Origin of the sequence: Wolbachia endosymbiont strain TRS of Brugia malayi (assembly GCF_000008385.1) — a bacterium.
Taxonomy (GTDB): Bacteria; Pseudomonadota; Alphaproteobacteria; order Rickettsiales; family Anaplasmataceae; genus Wolbachia.
In genome coordinates this window covers 577,220-600,110 of the sequence record NC_006833.1, presented here as the reverse complement: position 1 = coordinate 600,110, position 22,891 = coordinate 577,220, and the positions used below count along the sequence as shown (strand labels likewise).

At 35.0% G+C, this 22,891-nt stretch carries 20 protein-coding genes; 12 read left to right on the top strand and 8 right to left on the bottom strand.

The window, feature by feature from the left end; genetic code table 11:
* Positions 1 to 813: 813 nt before the first annotated feature.
* From WBM_RS02735 to WBM_RS02710, 7 genes are all read left to right on the top strand, one after another.
* Entirely contained in the window at positions 814 to 1,539 is a 726-nt protein-coding gene (locus WBM_RS02735; RefSeq protein ID WP_011256658.1) for a F0F1 ATP synthase subunit A, read from the top strand.
* A gap of 60 nt (positions 1,540 to 1,599) precedes the next feature.
* Positions 1,600 to 1,827, top strand: coding sequence for a F0F1 ATP synthase subunit C (locus WBM_RS02730; RefSeq protein ID WP_011256657.1), 228 nt, complete (start codon positions 1,600 to 1,602; stop codon positions 1,825 to 1,827).
* A 3-nt stretch (positions 1,828 to 1,830) separates the two neighbouring features.
* Positions 1,831 to 2,310 (top strand): ATP synthase F0 subunit B, encoded by a 480-nt coding sequence (locus tag WBM_RS02725; RefSeq protein ID WP_011256656.1) that lies wholly within the window; start codon positions 1,831 to 1,833, stop codon positions 2,308 to 2,310.
* An 8-nt stretch (positions 2,311 to 2,318) separates the two neighbouring features.
* The gene (locus WBM_RS02720; protein ID WP_011256655.1) at positions 2,319 to 2,795 is read left to right on the top strand and encodes an ATP synthase F0F1 subunit B; all 477 of its coding nucleotides are present in this window, start codon (positions 2,319 to 2,321) and stop codon (positions 2,793 to 2,795) included.
* 499 nt (positions 2,796 to 3,294) lie between these two features.
* Complete coding sequence (locus WBM_RS06370) at positions 3,295 to 3,792, top strand: glycosyltransferase (protein WP_233417503.1); 498 nt, start codon at positions 3,295 to 3,297, stop codon at positions 3,790 to 3,792.
* A gap of 257 nt (positions 3,793 to 4,049) precedes the next feature.
* A complete protein-coding gene (locus WBM_RS06365; protein ID WP_225416090.1) occupies positions 4,050 to 4,418 on the top strand; it encodes a hypothetical protein in 369 nt (122 codons plus the stop codon).
* Positions 4,367 to 5,398, top strand: coding sequence for a COX15/CtaA family protein (locus tag WBM_RS02710; protein ID WP_050707669.1), 1,032 nt, complete (start codon positions 4,367 to 4,369; stop codon positions 5,396 to 5,398). The genes WBM_RS06365 and WBM_RS02710 overlap by 52 nt, the downstream gene beginning before the upstream one ends.
* Here WBM_RS02710 and WBM_RS02705 read toward each other — a convergent pair.
* Positions 5,381 to 7,360, bottom strand: coding sequence for a biotin carboxylase N-terminal domain-containing protein (locus WBM_RS02705; protein ID WP_011256653.1), 1,980 nt, complete (start codon positions 7,358 to 7,360; stop codon positions 5,381 to 5,383). The two genes, WBM_RS02710 and WBM_RS02705, sit on opposite strands and share 18 nt — an antisense overlap.
* Before the next feature lie 48 nt (positions 7,361 to 7,408).
* Positions 7,409 to 8,146, bottom strand: coding sequence for a hypothetical protein (locus WBM_RS02700; protein WP_011256652.1), 738 nt, complete (start codon positions 8,144 to 8,146; stop codon positions 7,409 to 7,411).
* Between the two features lie 160 nt (positions 8,147 to 8,306).
* Here WBM_RS02700 and gltX (WBM_RS02695) point away from each other — a divergent pair, with 160 nt between their 5' ends.
* On the top strand, positions 8,307 to 9,668 hold the full coding sequence (gene gltX, locus WBM_RS02695; RefSeq protein WP_011256651.1) for a glutamate--tRNA ligase: 1,362 nt from the start codon (positions 8,307 to 8,309) through the stop codon (positions 9,666 to 9,668).
* A gap of 333 nt (positions 9,669 to 10,001) precedes the next feature.
* Here gltX (WBM_RS02695) and WBM_RS02690 read toward each other — a convergent pair whose 3' ends face one another.
* Positions 10,002 to 11,231 carry a class I SAM-dependent methyltransferase gene (locus WBM_RS02690; protein WP_041571463.1) on the bottom strand — a complete coding sequence of 410 codons (1,230 nt, stop codon included), beginning with the start codon at positions 11,229 to 11,231 and terminating at the stop codon, positions 10,002 to 10,004.
* A gap of 82 nt (positions 11,232 to 11,313) precedes the next feature.
* On the opposite strand from WBM_RS02690, the gene WBM_RS02685 reads away from it, so the two are divergent.
* Complete coding sequence (locus tag WBM_RS02685) at positions 11,314 to 11,697, top strand: hypothetical protein (RefSeq protein ID WP_011256649.1); 384 nt, start codon at positions 11,314 to 11,316, stop codon at positions 11,695 to 11,697.
* On the top strand, positions 11,698 to 11,970 hold the full coding sequence (locus tag WBM_RS02680; protein ID WP_011256648.1) for a DUF2610 domain-containing protein: 273 nt from the start codon (positions 11,698 to 11,700) through the stop codon (positions 11,968 to 11,970).
* Between the two features lie 20 nt (positions 11,971 to 11,990).
* On the opposite strand, the gene dapD is transcribed toward WBM_RS02680, so the two are convergent.
* Entirely contained in the window at positions 11,991 to 12,821 is an 831-nt protein-coding gene (gene dapD / locus WBM_RS02675; RefSeq protein WP_011256647.1) for a 2,3,4,5-tetrahydropyridine-2,6-dicarboxylate N-succinyltransferase, read from the bottom strand.
* Between the two features lie 650 nt (positions 12,822 to 13,471).
* Between dapD and sdhA the strand changes: the two genes are divergently transcribed.
* The gene (gene sdhA / locus WBM_RS02665) at positions 13,472 to 15,277 is read left to right on the top strand and encodes a succinate dehydrogenase flavoprotein subunit (RefSeq protein ID WP_011256646.1); all 1,806 of its coding nucleotides are present in this window, start codon (positions 13,472 to 13,474) and stop codon (positions 15,275 to 15,277) included.
* Here the strand turns inward: sdhA and WBM_RS02660 are convergent.
* Positions 15,249 to 18,575, bottom strand: coding sequence for an ankyrin repeat domain-containing protein (locus WBM_RS02660; protein ID WP_011256645.1), 3,327 nt, complete (start codon positions 18,573 to 18,575; stop codon positions 15,249 to 15,251). The two genes, sdhA and WBM_RS02660, sit on opposite strands and share 29 nt — an antisense overlap.
* A 440-nt stretch (positions 18,576 to 19,015) precedes the next feature.
* Here WBM_RS02660 and WBM_RS02655 point away from each other — a divergent pair, with 440 nt between their 5' ends.
* Complete coding sequence (locus WBM_RS02655) at positions 19,016 to 20,347, top strand: dihydroorotase (RefSeq protein WP_011256644.1); 1,332 nt, start codon at positions 19,016 to 19,018, stop codon at positions 20,345 to 20,347.
* Positions 20,348 to 20,555: 208 nt separating this feature from the next.
* On the opposite strand, the gene WBM_RS06360 is transcribed toward WBM_RS02655, so the two are convergent.
* The 3 genes from WBM_RS06360 to gltX (WBM_RS02645) all read right to left on the bottom strand — a co-directional run bounded on the left by WBM_RS06360 (position 20,556) and on the right by gltX (WBM_RS02645) (position 22,834).
* Positions 20,556 to 20,747: a PDDEXK nuclease domain-containing protein gene (locus WBM_RS06360; RefSeq protein WP_255324077.1), complete on the bottom strand. Its 192-nt coding sequence runs from the start codon at positions 20,745 to 20,747 to the stop codon at positions 20,556 to 20,558.
* Positions 20,710 to 20,838, bottom strand: coding sequence for a PDDEXK nuclease domain-containing protein (locus tag WBM_RS06730; protein ID WP_255324098.1), 129 nt, complete (start codon positions 20,836 to 20,838; stop codon positions 20,710 to 20,712). The genes WBM_RS06360 and WBM_RS06730 overlap by 38 nt, the downstream gene beginning before the upstream one ends.
* 673 nt (positions 20,839 to 21,511) lie before the next feature.
* The gene (gene gltX, locus WBM_RS02645) at positions 21,512 to 22,834 is read right to left on the bottom strand and encodes a glutamate--tRNA ligase (protein WP_011256643.1); all 1,323 of its coding nucleotides are present in this window, start codon (positions 22,832 to 22,834) and stop codon (positions 21,512 to 21,514) included.
* Positions 22,835 to 22,891 lie beyond the last annotated feature (57 nt).

Here is a 22,891-nt window from a genome sequence, read left to right as displayed (position 1 = left end):
ATTTTACTTTCCACTTTGGAATAGCCAATATATTCGTTAGAGGAACTATCCGTTAGCTTGATGTGTCCATTGTCAAATTCCTGTTCTAAATTTAAAGATTGATTAATATTAATAAAATTTATTTTATTCATGATATATCTTACTAAAAAATTAAATTATAAATAAGATAACGTGTAAAGTAAAGTTATTTAATAATTTAGTAAAGTTATTAAATTTTAAAATACAGCACAACTGCAATCAGCACTCTAGTATACATTTTACTAATCACTAACAGGCTTCTTACATAACCTAGAAAAAGAGACAAATAGTTATTATTTTAAATATTGGCGTTTTTTATAGCGCTGCTACTCTTAAATTGCTTTAGCTATAGATATTTAAGGAGTTTACTAAGTGGGAAAAAAGGCAAAAGATATCCAGTGGTAGATAGTGTTTACTCTCTAATCCTGCAAATTGGCATTTTATACTGTCTTAAATGCTTTATAAGCGCATTTCAGCTTATATAGGTAAAAACTTTAGAAAAGTTGTGAAGACATGAGGTACATATGGTGTAAAAAATTAAATATAAGACGCCAACTACGTAATACTTTGTCATTTAATCTGCACAGATTGAAGGTAACTAAATACCTTCAATGCTATGGGGCTGCGAGGTTTGTCAAGTAGTTTTTCGAGCTACCTAAATGATGGCCAGGCAAAAACTATATGGTTTGCAAGAAGTTTAGTATTATATGGCCCTGTACTATCTTAACTCTTGACTTCATCCTATAAAATTAGTACTTTATTTACTATTATAATCTAAGTCTATAGGATCAAAAAATGGCGTTAAATCCGCTAGAACAGTTTAAAATACATACAATAGTAGAGTTACCTAAATTATTTGGGCATGACATAAATTTTACCAACTCATCCCTTTTTATGATGATTTCAGTAGTATCGGTTATACTTTTCTTGCTCTTGGGGGTAAGAAAAGGGGCAGTAATACCAGGCTATTTGCAAGCTGCGGTTGAGTACGTATATGATTTTATTACTTCCATAATAGAAAGTAATACTGGAAGCAAAGGCCTAAAGCACATTCCGTTGGTATTCACAGTATTTACTTTTACTTTGTCGTGTAATTTGGTTGGTATGCTTCCTTATAGTTTTACAGTTACAAGTCATGTGATAGTTACTTTTGCCCTATCAATGATAGTTTTTACTTATACAACAATTGTTGGATTCAAAGAAAAGGGAATAAATTTTTTACGCATACTGTTACCGGAAGGTATCCCATCATGGCTTGCACCCATGATGGTTTTTATTAAGCTATTTGCTTACCTGGCAAGGCCTATAAGCTTATCAATAAGGCTTGCTGCAAACATGATTGCGGGTCATACAATTATCAAAGTAGTAGCAGGGTTTATTATGAATATGCATTTGATTCTAACCCCTATACCGTTTTTGTTTATAATTGCACTAATAGGATTTGAAGTGTTTGTTGCAATTCTACAAGCTTATATATTTACTATATTAACGTGTATATATTTATCGGATGCAGTAAAGTAATTGACTTTTCTCTAGAATATTTTATAATTAATACATTAAAGAAATAGTTAAAGGTGATATATGGATTTAGTAGCTTTAAAGTTTATAGCGATTGGTTTAAGCGTACTTGGCATACTTGGGGCAGGTCTTGGTGTAGCAAATATATTTTCTACTATGCTAAGTGGGCTTGCAAGAAACCCTGAATCGGAAGGTAAAATGAAAATTTACGTTTATGTTGGTGCTGGTATGGTTGAATTTACGGGGTTGCTCGCGTTTGTTCTTGCAATGTTATTGATGTTCGTTGCTTAACACATGCCACAGCTTGATGTTTCAACTTTCTTTTCTCAAGTTTTTTGGTTTTTAATTTTTTTTTCTTTACTGTTTTTTGTAGTACGTTATTTATTTCTGCCAAAGTTAGATGGAATAATAAATACTAGAAGTAAAAGGGCATTGGATTCTTTTAATAGTTCTATTTGTCTTCTAAGGCTCATAGAAAATCAGACTGTTAAATATAATACAGCTTTGAATCAAGCTGAGATACAGGTAAAAAGAGTTATAGATGATGCATTAATCCAGGTAGAAAAGATGAAGGCTAACGTGAAGAATATATTAGAAGAGGAAGACAAAAAAATAAGTAAGTTCATTGAAGAAGGAGTTGCAAAGTTTAAGTCTGAGTACACTGATGAGTTAAAGCAAATGACTACTAATATTGCCTTGATTTATTACAATAAGTTGACTAATTCTGAAATTAAAAAGGAATTTGTTGCTAATTTGGTGTCTAAAGAATTTTAGGAGTTTTTATGTCTACGTCACTAATTGTTGGTCTTGCTTTTTTTGTAGGCTTTATCTTTTCATATAAGTTATTAAAGAAAGTGATAAAAAACGCTCTTAACGACAAGCGCAACAAGAGCAAGCTTACGAATGAAGAGATTGAAAAATTCAGAAGAGATATGTTGGAGTATTACAAAAAATCTTCTGAAAAATACAAAAAATTAGATGAGGAAGTTAATAAAATGATGAATGAAGCATTTGATAAGGCTGATAGTATCATTAAGCATAATAGAAAGCAGCTAGATCGGACATTAGATGACAATGCCCGTTCTTACTTGGAGAAAGTTACTGATCAAGTTGAAAAAGCCATTGGAGATTTGCAAGCTAACACAGCAAATATAGCTGCTGATGCTGTAAAGAAAATAATGCAAGAACATAAGGATGATAAGCGCAGTAGTGAGGTTATATCTTCGTTCTCGCGCAACCTAAATAAGAAACTGCATTAGGTTTAATGCAGGAATTACCTATACTTCAAGCTAGTAACATAGAAAAAATAAGTTCGGTGTCAATTTGTGTAGGGAGCAAGGAGAACTCTTTTACTATGAGTTTAATATAGCACCCTGGCAAAAATTAAGCAACACTACTTTTTTTATGGTTGAATACGCAAGTCGAGATATCAGCCATTGGATCAAGACTAGCTACGGTGATGGCTATGTATTAATAAAAGCAAGTGGCGAACAAGTTTTAAATTTTTTTAACTCGCACTTTGGTATTTCAGAATTTGCGAGCAATTATTTGTAATATAAAAACCATGACTTTTTAGTCAAGAACATTAAACTAGGCTCAGTATTTTTTGCTTCTTTCCTTGTTGCAACTTCAATTTTAATGCTAGCAGAGAAATATACATATTTTGCTTTGACGTTGATATTTATAGTTGGATGTTCTAATTATTTGTTCAAATTTATAACTAAGGTTTTTAGCTTATATGAAACCTCCAACCGAAAAATGAGTTATGATAAGATGAACGGAGAAGATTTTCCTATACATACTATTTTATTGCCTACTTTTGAAAAAAGTGCAATAATAGAACAATTGATTGAAAGTATCGAAAGTTTGGATTACCCAAGATCGGAATTAGAAGTAGAGTTTCTTATAGAAAGTAATAATCAGGAAATGCTTACAGCTATAGAAAAACATACTTTACCACAATATTTTGAAGTAATGAAGGTACCTCTTTTTTTACCTAAAATAAAGGCCAGGTTATACAATTATGCTATGAGCCTTGTAAGGGGAAAGTATGTAGTAATGTATGATGTAGATGACAAGTTAGACCCATTACAGTTAAAAAAAACACTGATTGAATTTGACCGGGATAACGATGAGTTATCTTGTGTGCAGGCAAGACTAAATTACTATAATCACAATCACAATTTTCTGACAAAATCCTTTTCTTTGAAATATATGAGTTGTTTCCGTACTTATTGCCTGGATTCCAAAAAATGAACATACAGATACCTTTGGGTGGTAGCAGTACCCATTTTTCAGTAGAGATTTTATGGAAAGTACTTTTTTGGGATGCTTATAACATTACTGAAGATGCTGAATAGTTTTGAGACTTGCACAAATGGGATATAAAACTAAAATTATTGATTTGAAAACATTAGAAGAATTACCAACTACTATGTTTTCTTGGATTAAGAAAAAAATGAGCACGTTGGATCAAATGCTACATGCAAACTTATATTATTCATTAAAAAAATATGAAGTCACTTTATAAACATACTGGACTCAAAGGAATTTTACTATTGAATCTTTTTGTTGGCTCTACAGCTTTTATGTTTTTCACTACTCCTTTTTTATTGCTTTTATTGATATTAACTCAAATTTTAAATAAATTATTTTTGTACTACTTTGCAGTGGTATACATTACTAATCTGATTCTTTCGACAATAGCGATCAAGCAGCAAAAGATGCCTTTTCACTTTTATGTAGCATTGGTATTTTCTCCTGTCTATAACCTGCTGCATAGTGTTGCATCTTTTCTTGCCCTGTGGGAATTTATTACTTGCCCTCAGCAATGGAACAAAATTCAGCATGGTTTATGGAACAAAAACAATCAAAATCCGTAGCTATTTGGCTATTTCTCTGCTCTATCATGATAGTCCTCATGGTGGGGATTGGTGGATTTACCAGACTCTCAAAAGCAGGGCTATCTATTACAGAGTGGAACCCAATTACTGGAGCGTTTCCACCACTTAACGAACGAGACTGGCTACAAGAAAAATCAAAATATGAGACTACACCTGAATATAAAACATTTAACTATGGTATGAGCATGGAGGAGTTTCGTACTCTATACTTGATAGAGTATGTACATAGATTGTTTGCAAGGCTAACGGGATTGATTTTCATTCTGCCATTTATATATTTTACACTAAAAAAAAGAATATCTAAAAAGGTAGTAATAAGGTTATCTATAGCACTATCATTTGGAGTCTTGCAAGCTTTTACTGGTTGGTATATGGTTAAAAGCGGTTTGGTAGCTAAGCCACATGTGAGCCACTATATGCTCACACTTCATTTGCTATTAGCATTGGTTATTTTTGCATTATTATCATATCAATTTTTTAATTATCAAGTTAGGCAAAAGCAAACTAAACTTAAGATTAGTGGTAGCACTGTACACTACGTAGGAATAATTCTGATCCTGATTGTAGTACAGATAATTTTTGGGGCTTTTGTTGCAGGATTAAATGCTGGTTTAATTTACAATACCTTTCCACTAATGGGTGGACACATTATCCCGAAAGATTTATTTTTCTTACAGCCTACATGGCTAAATATCTTTGAAAACAGAGCAACAGTACAATTTATACACCGAACACTAGCATTGCTAATCTTGGTCCTGACAACAGTACTCACAATAAAAAATGCCAGTGTAAAATCTGTGTATGTTATGCTACTCTCCGTCATCATCCAGATAATTTTAGGAGTGGTCACTTTGTTGTTGCATATACCAATAACTATTGCTATATCTCACCAAATGTTCTCGTTTATCTTATTTGGATCAGGTTTATGTTTCCTATGTTATTTAAGAAAGCAGAACTAACACTACATCACCAATCTGTACATTTTTTCCTTCTTGAACGAGAACGTTTTTTATTACCATTTCTGCTTCAGCACATATGATATTTTCCATTTTCATTGCTTCCACAACAAATAAAGGTTGTCCTGTTTCTACCTGATCTCCTACGTTTACGTGTAATTTAACTAATAAACCGGATATTGGAGATTTTACAGCATCTACTGAGGCTTTTTCTGTTTCGTTATTTAACATTAACTTACTTAATTCAGCTACATGAGGTTTAAATATATAGCACTCAGCTTGCATTCCGGCATGCCTTATGAAGTATTTGCTGCCTTGTTTTTCTACTTTAAATGTCATATTAGTATCATCATTAATTGTAATACATAGCAACCTATAACTTGATTTCCACTTACCACTTACAGAATACGTGTTATGATTGTATATTGTCGTTAAAATATTATCTTGGTACTTTGCATTTACAAGATGTTCGTTGTCATTTATTCTAGCTACGAACACTTCATCGATCGGCTTATCGTAATATTTTTCTTTATTTTCTAAATGAACATATAACCCAGCGAAAATAAATATTTTAATATATTCTTCTGTAACAAAATCACCATGAAACCCACTGGGGTAGTGGTCTAGAGTGAATCTTGTATGGAGCTTTGCTGCAACAAAATTTGGATGGTGGAAAATGGATTCTAGAAATTCTATATTATTTGTTACCCCTCCTATATAGCATTCAGACAATGCTTTTTGCATTCTGCTGATTGCTTCTATTCTATCTTTTCCATATGTTATTACTTTTGCAATCATCGAGTCATAAAACATGCTAATTTCTGAACCTGCAGCAACTCCGTCATCTACTCTCACATGATCATTTTCATTTGGTTTATCGTAGTATTTTATTCTTCCGCTAGAAGGGAAAAACCTTTTCGATGGGTCTTCAGCACAAGTTCTACTTTCTATTGCGGAACCGGTGAGTCTAATATCATCTTGACCGAACCTTAATTTTTCTCCGCAGGAAGTTCGTATCATTTCTTCTACTATATCTATTCCAGTTACAAATTCTGTTACTGGATGCTCAACTTGCAATCTCGTGTTTACCTCAAGAAAATAGAAGTTTTGGTCTTTATCCGCAACAAACTCAATAGTACCTGCTGAAAAATAGCCAGCTTGCTTTGCCAGGGAAACACATTGTGCATACATCTCTTGTCTTACTTTCTCGCTGATGAATGGACTTGGCGTTTCTTCTATTATTTTCTGATTATTCCTTTGTACTGAGCACTCCCTCTCTCCAAGACACACTACATTGCCATATTTATCTGCTATGATTTGTATTTCGATGTGCCTTGGTAACTCTATATATTTCTCTATAAAGATACTACCATCCTTAAAACTCTTCTCCGCTTCATTTTTTGCTGATGTAAATGCTAGTTCAATTTCCTTTTTGGAATTTACAATTCGCATACCTTTGCCACCACCACCCGAAGCTGCCTTTAACATAACGGGAAACCCAATCTCTTCCGCAACTTGAGCTGCATGGGCAGCATCGTTAATCTTGCCCATATATCCTGGTACTATATTGACCCCAGCCTTTCTTGCGGCTTTTTTTGCTGTTATTTTGTTAGCTGTAACTTCTATTGTTTCTGCACTTGGCCCAATGAAATCTATATTGTATTTTTGTAGAGCATATGGAAAATCTGGATTTTCTGCTAAAAAACCGTAACCTGGGTGTACAGCTTGTACACCTGTTTCAACTGCTACTTCACATATTTTTTCAATATTTAAGTAACTAAGGCAAGAAGGCGAAGGACCGATATACTTTGACTCATCTGCTTGCCTTACATGCACAGAATTTATATCTGCATCTGAGTACACGCATACACAAGATATACCCATTCTACGAGCAGTTTTGATAATCCTGCAGGCGATTTCCCCTCTGTTTGCTATTAAAATCTTATTGTACTTCTTTTCTGTCATCGTATAAGTATAATTTCTATGTCATTGCCTACAAGTAATTTTCTTTCTTCATATATAAGTACCAGGTGCTACTATTTTTGCAGCACACTTAGCACTAATATCCTCCATTAGAGTGCTTATGTCATTCGAGTTGTATATCTCGCTAAATGCTTTAAAAGACAGACATGCAACTCCACCAGAAGCTATTGTTGCTACTGAAGCTAGTGCAAGCTCTTGAGAGCACAGACACAGAAAATATAAAGATGAACATAAGGTAGCAATACACGCTATAGTTCCTACTATATATAGGCACAGGTGAAATTTCTTATTACATAAGAAGCTCTCTTTTATGCCTGCAATTTTTCTTATGTCGTCTTTATCTTCCTTACTAACCATATCAAGGGGAGTCCTTTTTGTGGAGTCAGTTAACGCACATTTGCTACTTAACGCATTTCTGACGTAATTTTTGAACTTTTCTAGCTTTTCTGGATCATACTGCAATTTAGCTTTTTCTGAATTCAAGTGCTCAAATATTCCTTCTATTACTTTCAGTAGTATCTGCATTCTTGCTGCTATATGAAATGGATTTATGTTGCCTTCGCTGTACCCTAATAAACGGACATCACTTTTAATACTTTTCTTGAAAATAGATAAAAAAACTTCAACATTTCTTGTCCTTGCAGCTAAATGCAAGAGATTGTCTCCATTCGCTATTAATTTTGCTTTATCGGACGGACCTGCATAACACCAGTCAAGTGCACATGTATTGGTTGAAAGCAGACCTTTTATATATTCAAGTTCACCCATAACATACCTGGCTATATTTAACCGATATTGAACTATACACCACAATTTGTAAAAATAAATGCAAATTAATCTTTCAGGATAAATAATTTATAGTAATTCTAAATTGTTATAGACATGGATTTTAGCTATCATCCGTTTACCATTGCTATAATAAACAAATATGCCAAACATAGTTACCAGATTTGCTCCATCACCAACAGGGTTTTTGCACATTGGTGGGGCTCGTACTGCCTTATTTAATTGGCTCTATGCAAAGCACCATGGTGGCAGATTTTTGCTCAGGATTGAGGACACTGACAGAAAACGTTCAACACAGGAAGCAATTGATGCGATAATAAATGGACTAAAATGGCTTGGTGTGAGCTATGATGGAGAAATAGTATATCAATCGAAAAGAATAGAACGGCATATCGAAGTTGCAAATCTTCTTGTTGAGAAAGGTAAGGCATATTGCTGTTGTTGCCCTGAAGATAAAGTTGCAGAAAAGAAGGCAAAAGCGAGAGAGGAAAGGAAAATATATAAGCACAAATGTACTAGTGTAATACCAGACGCAAAGCCAGTTGTCCGTTTTAACGTACCAGATTCACAGGAGATCATTGTCGATGATAAAATATACGGTCACATTAAAGTGAATAGTGACCAACTTGATGATATGGTGATCTTACGCTCTGACAATACTCCAACATATATTTTTGCGGTGGTAGTTGACGATCACGATGCAGGAATAACTGATATAATACGTGGTTCTGACCACCTCACTAATACCTTCAAGCAAGTGCTGATATACCAGGCTCTTGATTTTGATATTCCACGTTTTGCGCATGTACCGCTGATTCACGGGAGAGATGGGAATAAGCTGTCCAAAAGGCACGGTGCAACAAGTGTTTGCGACTACGAAAAAATGGGGATATTGCCAAAAGCGATGCGTAATTACTTGCTGAGGCTTGGGTGGAGTCACGGCAATGACGAGATTATTAGCAATGAGCAAGCAGTAAAGTGGTTTAATTTAGAAAGCATTGGTCGTTCGCCCGCACGGCTTAATTTTAAAAAATTGGAACATTTGAATAACCATTATATTAATAATATGAGCAATGAAGATATTCTGACCCTGATGCTTGGAGAAAGCACTCTAACTAACAAGAAAAAGAACTATTTATTACAGGGGTTAACGGAACTAAAAAAAAGAGCAAATTACCTGACCGAGTTGCTGGATTTAGCGCAGTTTTATATAAAAGACCCACCTTTTGATTTGAGCGAAGAAGCTGAGCAAGTTGTCAAATCTAACCTTGATATAATCAAGTTGCTTGCGTCATTTCTCTCGAATATCGGGGATAAAAACTGGAATAAGGGCTTTTTGTCTTCTCAGGTCAAGGAGTTTTCAAAGTTGCACAGTGCTAAAATAAGCGATATTTACCATTCATTACGAGCCCCTATAACTGGGGTGATGGATGCACCAGGAATCATTGATATTATGATAATTCTTGGTAAAGATGAATGTATAAGGAGGTTACAGGCAGTTTAAATGAAATAAAAGAAATTACTTAACAAACCTTGCCAACCCACCATAGCACTGATGGTATTAAGTTATCTTCAGTCTGTGCAGATTAAATGATGGAGTGTCACATAGTTAGTGTCTTATGTTTAATTTTTTTGCACTATGTGCATTGTATGTCTTTAAAAGTTTTTACCTATATAAGCTGAGACGTGATTACAAAGCGTTTAAGACAATATAAACCGCCGATTTGCAGGATTAGAGAGTAAACTCTATCATGGGGTTTCTTTTACCTTTTTTTCTGTCTAGTAAATTTCTTAAATATTTGTAGCTAAAGCAGTTTAGTGTAAAGGCAACACAATACTATGAATGATGAATCAGTATTGCTTTAAAAAGAGTACCCATGTTTTCAGTCAACCTTAGAAATTCGCTAAAGATCCTATTCTTTTGTTCATCACTTGCATTTTCCATTAAAGCCTGGGTTCTTTCTTTTATACCAAAAAGATATAAAAATTCTCTTTGAGTTGAAATCTCACAGTCTACGTATCTTAGTGAGTCTCTTAACGCTTGAAAATTTACAAGCGCGGTAATATCACTATTACCGACATTTTCAAGAAAATTAGCATACTTATGTTGTCTTACCGATTGCAAAGTGCTCTTGTGAGAAGGATATACATAGCCGTAATCTATAATCAAAGCGGCTCCTCCGTTATTCATTATCTTATCCTCAAGCTTTTTTAATACTTCGATCCCAGCTGAACATACTTCCACTACTGCACCATCAAAACCCTCTGTCATCCCATTGCTTGACACTGGAATCCAGTTTTTTTGTAATTTCATCGAAAATGTTGAATAGTGTGCTTGTTTACGATCAATTTTTCTGGATCCAAGTGTCAAGCAATGGGATAAAAAGGAAGGAGCACTAGGATGACAAGAAAGGGACAGTGAGGTGACAACATTCTTTTTTCTGGATTTCAACGCCAGTTTACTTGGATCTTTTTTCTGGATTCTAGTATTAAGCAATGGGGTGACAAGAAAGGGGCACTGGGATGATGCCCCATCATTCTGCTTTGTCACCCTATTTTCGTGCCACTTCCCATTACGATATACAAACTGGTCTATTGGAAGAGCATCGAAGAATTCATTTGCTAGAAAAATGGTTGGTTGTTCTGGTAAACTATCGATATTTTCGTGCCAACTGATTTCTAAACCCTTTAACTTTTCTTTTTGTATTTTTTGCAAAGTAGGACTTATCTCAACCAGGTGAATGGCCATTGAACTAAAAAAGCTACCGTACTTTTTAGTGACTCTTATTATATCATGAATGAGTGTTCCTCTACCTGGCCCAAGTTCGACTAGAGAAAATTTTGATGGCTTTCCCAATTTTTTCCATGTGTGCATTACCCAAACTGCAATTATTTCACCAAACAATTGACTAATTTCAGGTGCTGTGATAAAATCGCCACCATTGCCAAGCGGTAATTTATTCATGTAATAGCCATATTCTTTATGGTATAGAGCAGCATTCATGAAATCACTGATGGATATTGATCCTTGGCTTTTATCAATTAATTCGTATATATAAGTGAGCATATTATTAATAAATGTTTAATTATAGTGTGCCATAATATAAAATAGTGGAGTATTTATATATATAGTATAGACTTAAAAGCTTATGAATAATAGTGCTTCAGTTATGGATGAACAAAACGTTACCCTTATGTTTCAAGATGATAGTATTGAACATAAGCTTGAAGAAGCTGTCAATTTTGTAGAAAACAAGGTTATAAGTTCTGACGGGCTAACTTTAGCAGAAGTATTTCAAGCGCTAGTTCAAATGCTAAATAATGATCTAGAGTTGGTAAAAAAAGTGCTAGCGCACGCTAATATTATGGCAAAGCATGGAATGAAGCTAGCAAAAGAGTCACAATTGAGCAAAGCTGATGTTTGCCGAGCTTTAGAAGGCAAAGAAAGTATCCTTCACAGACAAGACTTTATAAAGAAACTGTCTTCTCTACCTTCTGTAAAATCGATCAAAAAGAAAGGCAGAGGTCTTTAGATGGCTGATTCTATAAAAAAATTTACTGTGCAGTGTGATTTCAAAGGACAAAGCTCACCTTTTGCAATATACATAGGGGATCCAAAAAGTGATACTCATCCAATACATCATCAAGATCTATGGCTTGTAAAAGAACGTGGAGGGAATATCCCTAATAAAGTCAAAGAAAGCCTGCAGAAGTTATATAAGCTATCTCAAGAAAATGGAATTCCCTTTTCAGAGTTATGCGCTTATGCCATTACTGTAGTTAATAATAATGATAGAAAAAAGTGACAATAAGAAATGAGATAGCCTTAATCTCTCAATATTTCATTTATAGAAGTCTTCTGTCTTGTCTTTTCATCCACTTTTTTTACTATAATTGCACAATAGATTGAAATGTTATTTGCAGATAAAGTAGATCCTGGTACCACCACAGAATAAGGTGGCACTTCGCCGTAAAACACCTTATTGGTTTCTCTATCAATGATCTTTGTTGACGCTCCGATGAAAACTCCCATGCCTAAAACAGATCCTTCTCTTATTATAACGCCTTCAGCTACTTCGCTGCGTGCGCCAATGAAGCAATTATCCTCTATAATAACTGGAGAGGCCTGAATAGGTTCTAAAACTCCACCGATTCCTACTCCTCCGGAAACATGGCAATTTTTTCCTATTTGTGCGCAGCTACCAATTGTTGACCAGGTGTCTATCATTGTACCAGAACTAATATATGCACCAACGTTAATAAAACTTGGCATAAGAACAACGTTTGTGCCTACGTAAGCAGATTGGCGAACAAAGCATCCGGGAACTGCTCTAATTTTTGACTGGTGAAATTCTTCTTCATTCCATCCGTCAAACTTATTATTGACTTTATCAAACCACCAACCGGTATGATCTATCATTTTGCTCTCTTCAGTAAGAAAATATAACGATATTGCCTGCTTTATCCATGTATGTACTATCCACTTCCCATCTGATAGCCTTTCTGCTACTCTAATTTTGCCACTATCTAAGAGCTTAATTACCTTTTTAATTATTACTCTTGCTGCTCTTTTCACGCTACGATTGCTAAGTTTGCTTCTATTTTTCCAAATATCTTCTACGTCACTCTGTATTTTTTCTAGTTGCAAGTCTTCCATTTATTACTTATTAACAATAAGTTTATAATTTTGTATAACTTGAGCTTGTTACTGCTTCACGTGTAAGGGCTGTGAAAATACAATGTAATAATAATTGCACTAAAACCTACTTAGTACTTCCCGGATAAGTAGTTAAACCTGGGAGGAAAGTAAAATGTATAAACTACAATCACGCATGGCATGAATATTGACAAGAACCTGACAAGCATACACACTGCTAGTATGCAAGAAAAAAGAATTGGTGGAAGGAATTTTTTACAAAATTTAGTATTTACTACATTAGCCTTTGCTGTAGTAACAGGATTATGTGTCGCAATAGCTAGTTCCAAAGAGATGAATAGGGTATACAAAACAATAAGCTGTAAGCTAGGATACAAAAAAAGCAAACTGATAGCCCAAGTATGAAAAGGCTTTGCTGCAAGTAAATTTTATCAAGACTACCTCTTTCTATCTAATTTAAGATCTAGCTAAACAGATGTCAATTACTGGTGTCATCTAAATAGATGATACTGAGATCCAGTTTCCGTAACGCAATTCTGTCCATAAATTTTTTGCTCCTCTATTTAGCGAGGTTCATTACAGTTAGAAAACTTATATAGATTTTTTCTACCTCTGTGATATCATAAGCCTGTAGTTATGGATAAGCACATATGAATAAATCAGCGTATGAAATCGTAGAACATGAATATGATGTAGTGGTGGTAGGTGCAGGTGGGGCAGGGCTCAGGGCAACACTTGGAATGGCTGCTACTAACTTCTCGGTTGCTTGCATTTCTAAAATTTTTCCTACACGCAGTCATACAGTTGCAGCACAAGGTGGAATTAGTGCGGCTCTAGGTAATATTGCTGAAGATGATTGGCGCTGGCATGCGTATGACACAATAAAAGGCTCAGACTGGCTTGGTGATCAAGACGCAATAGAATATATGTGTAAAAACGCTGCTAAAGCTGTTATTGAACTTGAAAATTTCGGTGTACCTTTTTCTCGTACAGGGAATGGTAAAATATACCAGCGTCCCTTTGGTGGAATGACAACTCATTTTGGCAAAGGAAAATCAGCCCAGCGTACTTGTGCAGCAGCAGACAAAACTGGGCATGCGATCCTTCACACTCTATATCAGCAGTGTCTTAAATTTAACACTGAATTTTTTGTCGAATATTTTGTAATCGATTTAATCATAGATAACGAAACCGGGGCGTGCTGTGGAGTTCTCGCTTGGTCGCTATGCGAGGGTACATTACATAAATTTCGTGCACATTCGGTGGTATTAGCAACAGGTGGATATGGACGTGTTTATTTCTCTGCAACAAGCGCACACACCTGCACAGGTGATGGTAATGGAATGGTGGTAAGAGCTGGATTACCACTTGAAGATATGGAGTTTGTGCAATTTCATCCAACAGGAATATATGGTTCAGGGTGCTTAATGACAGAAGGATGTCGTGGTGAAGGCGGGTACCTTGTTAATTCTCAGGGCGAAAGGTTTATGGAGCGTTATGCGCCAAAGGTAAAAGATTTAGCTTCTCGTGATGTAGTAAGTCGTGCAATAACAATTGAAATTAGAGAGGGAAGAGGTGTAGGACCGAAAAAAGACCACATATATTTAACTATAGCGCATCTTGATCCGGAAATAATAAAACTGAGACTTCCAGGAATTAGCGAAACTGCAAGGACCTTTGCAGGGGTTGATGTTACTAAAGATCCAATACCTGTTATTCCAACTGTGCATTACAATATGGGCGGTATTCCAACTAATTATCATGGAGAAGTGGTTACACTGAAGGAAAGTAAAGAAGAAGTGGTAGAAGGATTATTTGCAATCGGAGAAGCAGCGTGTATATCTGTACATGGTGCAAATCGGCTTGGTTCTAACTCACTTCTTGATCTTGTAGTTTTTGGTAGAGCTGCAGCACTCAGAGCAAAAAAGAAACTAAAGCCTAATATGCCACACAAAAAATTAAACTCAGCTTGTATAGATTGGATAGTAGATAGATTCAATAAAATGCGGTTTGCTTCCGGAGGGCTCAGAGTATCAAAAATACGCAGCGAGATGCAGCACACTATGCAAAAATATGCATCAGTGTTCCGTGTTGCTGAGGTTTTAGAAGAAGGTAAAAGAGCTATAAAAGGAGTAGCAAAAATGATGCCTGATATTGCAATTGAAGACCGCAGCATGGTATGGAACAGCGACTTAGTTGAAGCGTTGGAGCTTGCTAACATGATTCCACAAGCGGTTATTACTATGGAGTGTGCAGCCAATCGCGAGGAAAGCAGAGGTGCTCATGCTCGTGAAGATTTTCCTGAACGTGATGACAAGAACTGGATGAAGCACACTATAGCGTGGCTCGAGGAAAAGGAAGGGCAAATCAATACGAGAATTGATTACAAGAAAGTTGCTGAAAACACTCTGAGTGATGAGATTGATTTCATCGCGCCAGAGAAGAGGGTTTATTGATTTGCTCGTTGAATCCTAACAATCTCTTAATAACTTGAAATATTGATACACCATATATTTTAGAACTAGGAAGGCTTTCAGTGTCTTTTGATTGGTCTGATGACTCTTGTATTTCTTCCTTCTCTGAATTTTTGTGTTTATTTTCTACGTTCTGTTGAACAGTGCTTTTGAGAGCTTTGCCTTGCTCTGCAGCTAGGTGATCATCTTTACTTTTAAGCACACCCTGTTTATCAGTGGTAAATTCTTTCGTAGACTTCTTAATACCATTAAACCCTAAAGTGAATATTAGGCAGACCATTCCAGTAATAGCTATAATAGGTAATGCTGCTCCGATTACAATTTGCCCTTGGAAGCAAGAAAATGTTACCATTATACTAATGGTAGTTACTACTGTAATTGCTAACAATATACTAGCTCTCCTGCCAGAATCAACGCACTTCCATACAGCTTTGGAAGTATGTCCTATTTTTTTCATAGTGGTTTTTAATCGGTCTGCAGTAGCTCTACTTTGAGAATTAAACCATTTAGAAATGGTGCATACACCATATTTTGCTTCAAGCTTTTCTTTTAATTCTTTAGCTTTATCCCGTGCTTTTTGTGGTATTGTTTTATCATTCTTTGCATTTCTTAGAACCAGATAGTACTTCTTAGTATGAAATTTCTCATCTTCTAACCATAAAGAATGAGGGTTAGCACCTTCTTTTAATAATATTGCACAAAATTTTGTTGTGTTGCCACCACCGGACTTTCCGAAAACAATTTTTTTATGTTGAGAAAGGTGTTCAAATTTTTCTTTCATTGCTCTCCCCTTTAATGCTTCTTGTATAAGCGTACCTTTATCGTCGGTGTCTGTCTCAGCCTCACTTAATTCACTTTTGCCTGATATTAGATCCAAACATGTAACTTTTTGCTTGCCTTTTGATGACATAATATAGTGCAGAGCATTATTTCCTTCTTTGTCCTGAATAGTAATATCAGCACCATTTTGTAGGAATAGCTCTAGTATTTTATACCTGTTAGTTTTTTCAAATTTCTTATCTGTAAGCGACTGGCTTTCACTTTTTTTTTCTATATACTGAAGCAATTGATGAAGAGGTGTTCGCCCTTCTTTGTTAGGAGTATTTACAGCATTACTAAATCCATCTTTATCTGAAATTAACTCCAAACATACAACTTTTTGTTTGCCTTTAAATGACACAATATAGTGCAAAGCATTGTTTCCTTCACCATCTCTTTTGCTAATATCAGCACCATTTTGTAGGAATAGTGCTAGAGTTTGATATCTATTAGTAGCATTAAATTCTTTTTTAACTACATTTTGTATTTTGTTTCCCAGCGAAGATTTTTTACTCTTTTCTTGTATGTGCTGAAGTACTTGATGAAGTGGCGTTTGTTTTGCTGTATTTTCAGTGTCTACAGCTTTTTTAAACTGTGCTTTAAGTTGCTCTTTTCCTTTCTCCTCGCTTATATTTAATACTATATTTAAAAATTCAAGCTTTTGTTCTTTCTTTGATTCTATAACTATTAGATGTAAAGCATTGTTGTTACTTGCACCTTTAATGCTAATATCCGCCCCTTTTTGCAATAGTTCCTTAAAAAGTTTCTCATCTTTATTTTTAATTGCTGAATGTAATAGATAATTATCATTACCATCTGGAGTATTTATAATACGCGCTATAATTTCTTTAATTTTTGTTTTTATCTCTAGTTCTAACTCAGGTTTCTTTACTGACTCTGCTAATTTTTCTAGGAAATTAAGATAATATACCTTTTGCTTTTCATTTAAATTTTGTAGCGCTTCTTGAGATAATTCTAACTGATCTGGTTTAACCTCATGCTCTAATAATGTAACAAAAAACTTAAGTGTGTTATCATTATCTTGGATTGTGTGGGGTCCATATTTCCCTTTTGTTATTTTGTCAATGAGTGCCACCTGAAGCGGAGTTCTTTCATCCTGATTTTCACTATCAACAAGTTGTGCTAGATATTTCTTGGAAATTGCTTCTATTAGGGCATTTAAAGATCTGCGTTTTTGTTTTTTCTTTAGCAGTGCAGCAAGGTGTAAAATATTATTTCCGTTTGCATCTTTTAGGCTAATATCTGCCCCTTTTCGCAATAGTTTTTTTAAAAAATTTTTATCATAATTGTCAATTATTGAATGTAATAGATGATTACCATTAGCATCTGGAGTATTTATAATACGCGCTGTAATGTCTTCAATTTTATTTTCTATATTGATTCTCTGCTCTAATGTAGATCGCCCTACTGACTTTGCTAATTTTTCTAAGAGTTTAAAATGATACTTCCTGTACTTTTTATCTGAGTTTTGTAATTCCTCTTTAGATAACTGCAAATTATTGACGTTAGCTCCTAGCTTAAACAAGCTTATAGCAGACTCTATCGTATGATCATCATATTGCGTAAATGGCTTTTTTAGAAATTTTCCAATTTTTCCGAGTACTCTTTCAGAGCTATGCTCTCCCTTAGTTATTTTTTTAGATAACAATTTTTGTAAGGGTGTTTGTCCTTCTTTAAGGTTTATAGCTTTACTAAGTTTATCTTGAGATATTTTTTCTTTTTTCACTAAACCTAATATTAGATTTAAACATGCAACTCTTTGCTTTCCTTGCTGTAAAGCAACTACGTAGTGTAGAGTGTTGTTATCGTCACCATCTTTTGTGCTAATGTCTGCGCCTTTTTGTACAAGTTTCTTAATTTTTTTCTTATTGTCTCGTTTTGCTGCTTCCAATAAACGATCATTAATGTTCTCATCTGTAAATATATTAAGAATTTTTTCCCTATTCTTAGGCTCTTTGTCATTAGTTTGACGTTTATGATTGCTATCACTTCCAATTCCATTATCTTCGCTGTTCCTATGGCCATTTTGGTTGTGGGTAATACTATTAAAATAATATTTGCTATTATAAGTAATTTCAGAAATTACTTGTCCTATTCTCTCTTTTTTTATAGGGTCTAATTCTTTTGGTATTTTTCTATTCAATATCAGAAGGAAACACTGGACATAATACCTATAATATTTTTCTTGTTTTCTAAGTGATTCTTCCAATGTAGTTAATACTTCAGGGCTAGCGCCTTCTTTGAATAACCTTGTACACTTCTTGATGATTCCATCTCGAACTCTTGGTTTTTTACGCTCATGCTCTTCTTTTTTTACCTTTCTCTCCATAGCACCATACAATTGCTCGTCCTTTCTATCCTGCTCTCGCTTTTCATTTTTATCTGTGCATTCACCTAATTTATCTGTATTAGTAGTTAGTGTAGTTATATCTATACTCATACTAAAATCCCACTATTAAGCTATGTATCTTCTTGGCTGTCAGCGCTGGAGCTTCTTTTGCTTAAACTAACAACCTATTGAATTAGACTTTTAAATTGAGCTAGATGTTGTATATGTAATCGAAATATAGGTGAAAAGGCAGAAAATTAGTTTTTATTAGAAAACTTGCCATCATTAGTTAAACCTCACTTTAGCATTTATCTACCATTTTAACCATTTAATCTTAAAAAATAATAAATATAGCTAAAATAGATCTGATATTTTCTGCAAAACATGCCACTGCTATTAGCTCTACGTCGTACCGCTGCAGTATCTCGCGTGCCAACAAGCATAAACAAACAAAATCTTCGGATTACCTTGGCTGTAGTCCGCATTTTAATTTGATTGTGCTTTGTTAAAAAAAACTTTAGATTAATTTCATAATCAGTACTTACAATTTTATGACTCAAACTTGGAATTTATTGCAAGCAGGGCAGGAGAGAAATTACAAGGTAGCATATATAAATGCTCGTATTATCGACCCAGAAACTAAACTTGATATAGAGGGTTCACTGCTGACTGAAGGGAGTAAAATCATCGATTTTGGTGAATCATTGTTTTCGAACGGAGTGCCAAGTGGAGTTGATGAGACGATAAACTGTGAAGGACTTGTTCTAATGCCAGGCCTTGTTGACATTCACGTGCATTTTCGTGAGCCTGGCCAGGAGCACAAAGAAACTATATATACAGGTAGCAAATCCGCAGCTGCGGGGGGCGTTACAACTGTAGTTTGCCAACCAAACACTACTCCAGCAATAGATAGTGTTATTTTGGCTAAGTATTTAAAATATAGAGCGCTTGAAACTTCACATGTGAACATTGAATTTTATGCTAAAATCACTACTTCAGAGGAAAAGTTAACTGAAGTGGCACTTTTAAAAGAAGCAGGTGCAGTTGGGTTTACTGATGATGGTATACCGGTCATGAATCCAATGATTATGAGGCAGGCGCTACTTTATTCAAGTATGCTGAATGTTCCTATTGCTCAACATGCTGAAGACCTGAATTTATCAGCAGGCGGTGCAATCAACGAAGGTAAGATTTCTGAAGCATTAGGAGTAAAGGGAATCTTAAGTGCATCAGAATCAGTCATGGTAAGTCGCGATATACTGCTCATGAAAGATATAGAGAATGTGCACTATCATATTTTGCATATCTCTTCAAAAGATTCACTTGACGCTGTTAAACGTGCAAAAGATTTAGGATTGAACGTCACATGCGAAGTAACTCCTCATCACTTCACTTTAACTGAAGATATAGTAAAACAACACGGAGCAATTGCAAAAATGAATCCGCCGCTTCGTACCGAAGAAGATCGTTTAGCTATGGTTGAAGGTTTAAAAACAGGTGTGATTGATTGCATTGCAACCGACCACGCGCCGCATGATCGTAGTTCTAAAGACCTGCCACTCGAGAGCGCTGCATTTGGTATTGTAGGCCTTGAAACAATGCTACCCCTTTCACTTGAACTTTACCACAGTGGGCAGATAGACCTATTTGATATACTTGCAAAGCTGACATACAAGCCTGCAGATATAATACACGTACCACGTGGTCGTGTACAGAAGAACTTTGTTGCAGACCTAACTTTAGTTGATTTGAATTACGAGTGGGAGATTAAAATTGACAGCTTTGCTAGTAAGTCAAAAAATTCTCCTTTTGGCGGACGCAAAGTAAAAGGGCGCGTAGTACGCACTATTGTGTCCGGCAAAACTGTGTACTCGCAAAAATGATTTTCGTAGAATCACTTTTTCTTATCTGGAATTTTTAATAACTCGGTTTCCAATTCTTCTATCGTTGGCAGAACTGTTTTTATGTCTTTCGGTAAATTTTCAGTTATTCGATGTTCTGCTAACTCTATATTGGTTTGGTTATATCTCGAAGTGTATATTCAGCAAGCACACTATTCTCTGATTTACACAAAATTAATCCTATGGAAAATTAATCTGTTGCATGTTTTAGTAAATCATCAACTACAGAAAGATAGAAATTCATTTTACTAGCATATTCTGGTTTAAAGTCTTTATCTTTGAGTTCAATTACTACAAAGCAACACAACTTTAAGTGGTAAAATAATAAATCAATATAAAAGTCTTTATCTCCAACATCTAAGTGAAACTTGTCTGCAAACAAACGCGAATCCTTTACCCAGCTCTAGTAGGAACTTTTCAACATGCTTTACAAGCCCTTTTTCTACTTCTCTCTCATGAGCATCATCTCCTATACTTAAGAAATCAAAAACATATAGATCTTTTAATGTATAGTGTGCCAGGTCTGATTGGAAAGATGACAGCTTATCTTTAAGGTTAATAATAGCCTTTCCCTGCCTTTTATATAGCGCTCACTCTATCTGCTTCACTGTAATATTGCGTGATCAGCAATGCTCTATAGCTCTTTGAAAGTAGAAAAGCCTCTCTTGTAAGGCTCTTTAATCTTATCCATAATCACCACAGTATGAAACTAAGGCAATTCTACAAGCAACCTGTTGCACAAATTCAACATCGAGATATTCTTCAGCAAATTTGTGCATATACTTCAGATTTCTCATACTAAAATCCTTCATTTCTGGAAATGCACCCTTCAAATTCTTACTCAGTTATTCAAAACTTTCGCTTCCAGCCATGTTCTTTTTGTCACTTTAAAGTTTCTATACTAGTATAATAATAAAGTAAATGAGCTTGCTGTAAGCGCTGCTTTATAACGATTTGTGGTAATATGATCTTTTAGCTGCTTTAAAAATTTCGTATATTTTTTTCTATAGTTTTTGCTATTGGTTATCCCTTAAACAATTTTCACCATTCTTTACTTGTCGAAAAAACAATCTTTAGTTCAAGGTTTATGCCTGAAACCTTAAGTTATAGTAGTTTAGGATTCCTCTATGAATCACACGTGCCTAGCTAATACTTCTTTAACCTTGCAATGATATTTTCTTTACCAATAAAAATTAATAACTTAGCAAGCTCTGGGCCTGTTTTTGCACCTGTTAGGGCTAAACGCAGCTGCATAAACAAGTCTTTCAACTTTATATCCACTGTCTGTTGAATAGCTTTCACCCACTCCGACAATGTGTTTTCATTACAATCACCTTGAGGCAATGCATCGAGTACGATTTTTATAAACTCCTTATCAAGAACCACAGGTTCTATATTAGATTTGCATATTTGCCACCACTCAGCCACTTCCGAAAATTTTTCTATATTGTTCCTTATGAAGTACCAAAACTCTGGAGAGTTAACTCCAATTTGACTTAAACGCTCTTTTACCATTTCAAATGGCATTTGTTGCAGGACTTTACTATTTAGCTTATGTATTTCACTCAAATTAAATTGTGCAGAAGCTGAGCCAAATTTTTTAATGTCAAATGAGTCAATTAAAGATTGCATGTTAACGTAAGCTTCGATTGGATCGGATGTTCCAAGTTTTATTAAATAACTAGCGAGTGCCATTGGTTCAATTTCATTTTCTTTAATGGATTTGATGTCCAGTCCACCTTTCCGTTTCGATATTTTACTATCATCAAAATGTAGAAGGGGAAGATGAGCAAACACAGGAACTTTTGCTTCTAATGCTTGTATCATTTGTATCTGAACTGCAGTGTTAGTTACATGATCTTCTCCGCGTATAACATGGGTTACATTAAAGTCGACATCATCAATAACAGAAGGTAACATGTATGTATAAATTCCATCCTCCCTTTTTACCACGGGGTCGCTTATACTGCTGGTTGCAATATTTATTTCACCTTTAACCTCATCATTCCATTTGACAACTTCATTCCTATCCAACTTAAATCTAAAATGTGGTTTTCGTCCTTCTTGCTCATAACAAAATTTTTCCTGTTCAGTGAGAAGTAATGCACTCCTATCATATACCGGAGGAAGCCCATGTTTTAACTGCAATTTTCGTTTAATGTCTAATTCTTCTTTTGTTTCATAGCATGCATAAATGTGCCCTTTTGTTATTAACTGCAGAAACACTTCGTTATAATGCTTAAAGCGCTCTGATTGCTTAAAAATTACATCCCAATCTATGCAAATCCATCTCAAATCCTGCACTATGCTATCTATATGTTTAACGTCTGAACGCTGAAGATCAGTGTCGTCGAAACGAAGTAAAAATTTCCCGTTTTGACTACGTGTGTACATCCAGCAAACGAGTGCAGTGCGGGCGTTTCCCACATGAAGATAGCCAGTTGGGCTTGGGGCGAATCTCGTTAACATTTTATTTATGACTCTGATTTTTTTAATTCTATATGAATATGTGGCTAAAGCAAGATC

Bases quoted from the DNA above. Each gene is read 5' to 3' on its own strand.
- dapD (WP_011256647.1), bottom strand. From the start codon at position 12,821: ATGGAAGACTTGCAACTAGAAAAAATACAGAGTGACGTAGAAGATATT.
- sdhA (WP_011256646.1), top strand. From the start codon at position 13,472: ATGAATAAATCAGCGTATGAAATCGTAGAACATGAATATGATGTAGTG.
- WBM_RS02735 (WP_011256658.1), top strand. From the start codon at position 814: ATGGCGTTAAATCCGCTAGAACAGTTTAAAATACATACAATAGTAGAG.
- WBM_RS02685 (WP_011256649.1), top strand. From the start codon at position 11,314: ATGAATAATAGTGCTTCAGTTATGGATGAACAAAACGTTACCCTTATG.
- gltX (WP_011256643.1), bottom strand. From the start codon at position 22,834: ATGTTAACGAGATTCGCCCCAAGCCCAACTGGCTATCTTCATGTGGGA.
- WBM_RS02705 (WP_011256653.1), bottom strand. From the start codon at position 7,360: ATGACAGAAAAGAAGTACAATAAGATTTTAATAGCAAACAGAGGGGAA.
- WBM_RS02680 (WP_011256648.1), top strand. From the start codon at position 11,698: ATGGCTGATTCTATAAAAAAATTTACTGTGCAGTGTGATTTCAAAGGA.
- gltX (WP_011256651.1), top strand. From the start codon at position 8,307: ATGCCAAACATAGTTACCAGATTTGCTCCATCACCAACAGGGTTTTTG.
- WBM_RS02690 (WP_041571463.1), bottom strand. From the start codon at position 11,231: ATGCTCACTTATATATACGAATTAATTGATAAAAGCCAAGGATCAATA.
- WBM_RS06365 (WP_225416090.1), top strand. From the start codon at position 4,050: ATGAAGTCACTTTATAAACATACTGGACTCAAAGGAATTTTACTATTG.
- WBM_RS02720 (WP_011256655.1), top strand. From the start codon at position 2,319: ATGTCTACGTCACTAATTGTTGGTCTTGCTTTTTTTGTAGGCTTTATC.
- WBM_RS02655 (WP_011256644.1), top strand. From the start codon at position 19,016: ATGACTCAAACTTGGAATTTATTGCAAGCAGGGCAGGAGAGAAATTAC.
- WBM_RS02710 (WP_050707669.1), top strand. From the start codon at position 4,367: ATGGAACAAAATTCAGCATGGTTTATGGAACAAAAACAATCAAAATCC.
- WBM_RS02730 (WP_011256657.1), top strand. From the start codon at position 1,600: ATGGATTTAGTAGCTTTAAAGTTTATAGCGATTGGTTTAAGCGTACTT.
- WBM_RS02700 (WP_011256652.1), bottom strand. From the start codon at position 8,146: ATGGGTGAACTTGAATATATAAAAGGTCTGCTTTCAACCAATACATGT.
- WBM_RS02660 (WP_011256645.1), bottom strand. From the start codon at position 18,575: ATGAGTATAGATATAACTACACTAACTACTAATACAGATAAATTAGGT.
- WBM_RS06370 (WP_233417503.1), top strand. From the start codon at position 3,295: ATGAGTTATGATAAGATGAACGGAGAAGATTTTCCTATACATACTATT.
- WBM_RS02725 (WP_011256656.1), top strand. From the start codon at position 1,831: ATGCCACAGCTTGATGTTTCAACTTTCTTTTCTCAAGTTTTTTGGTTT.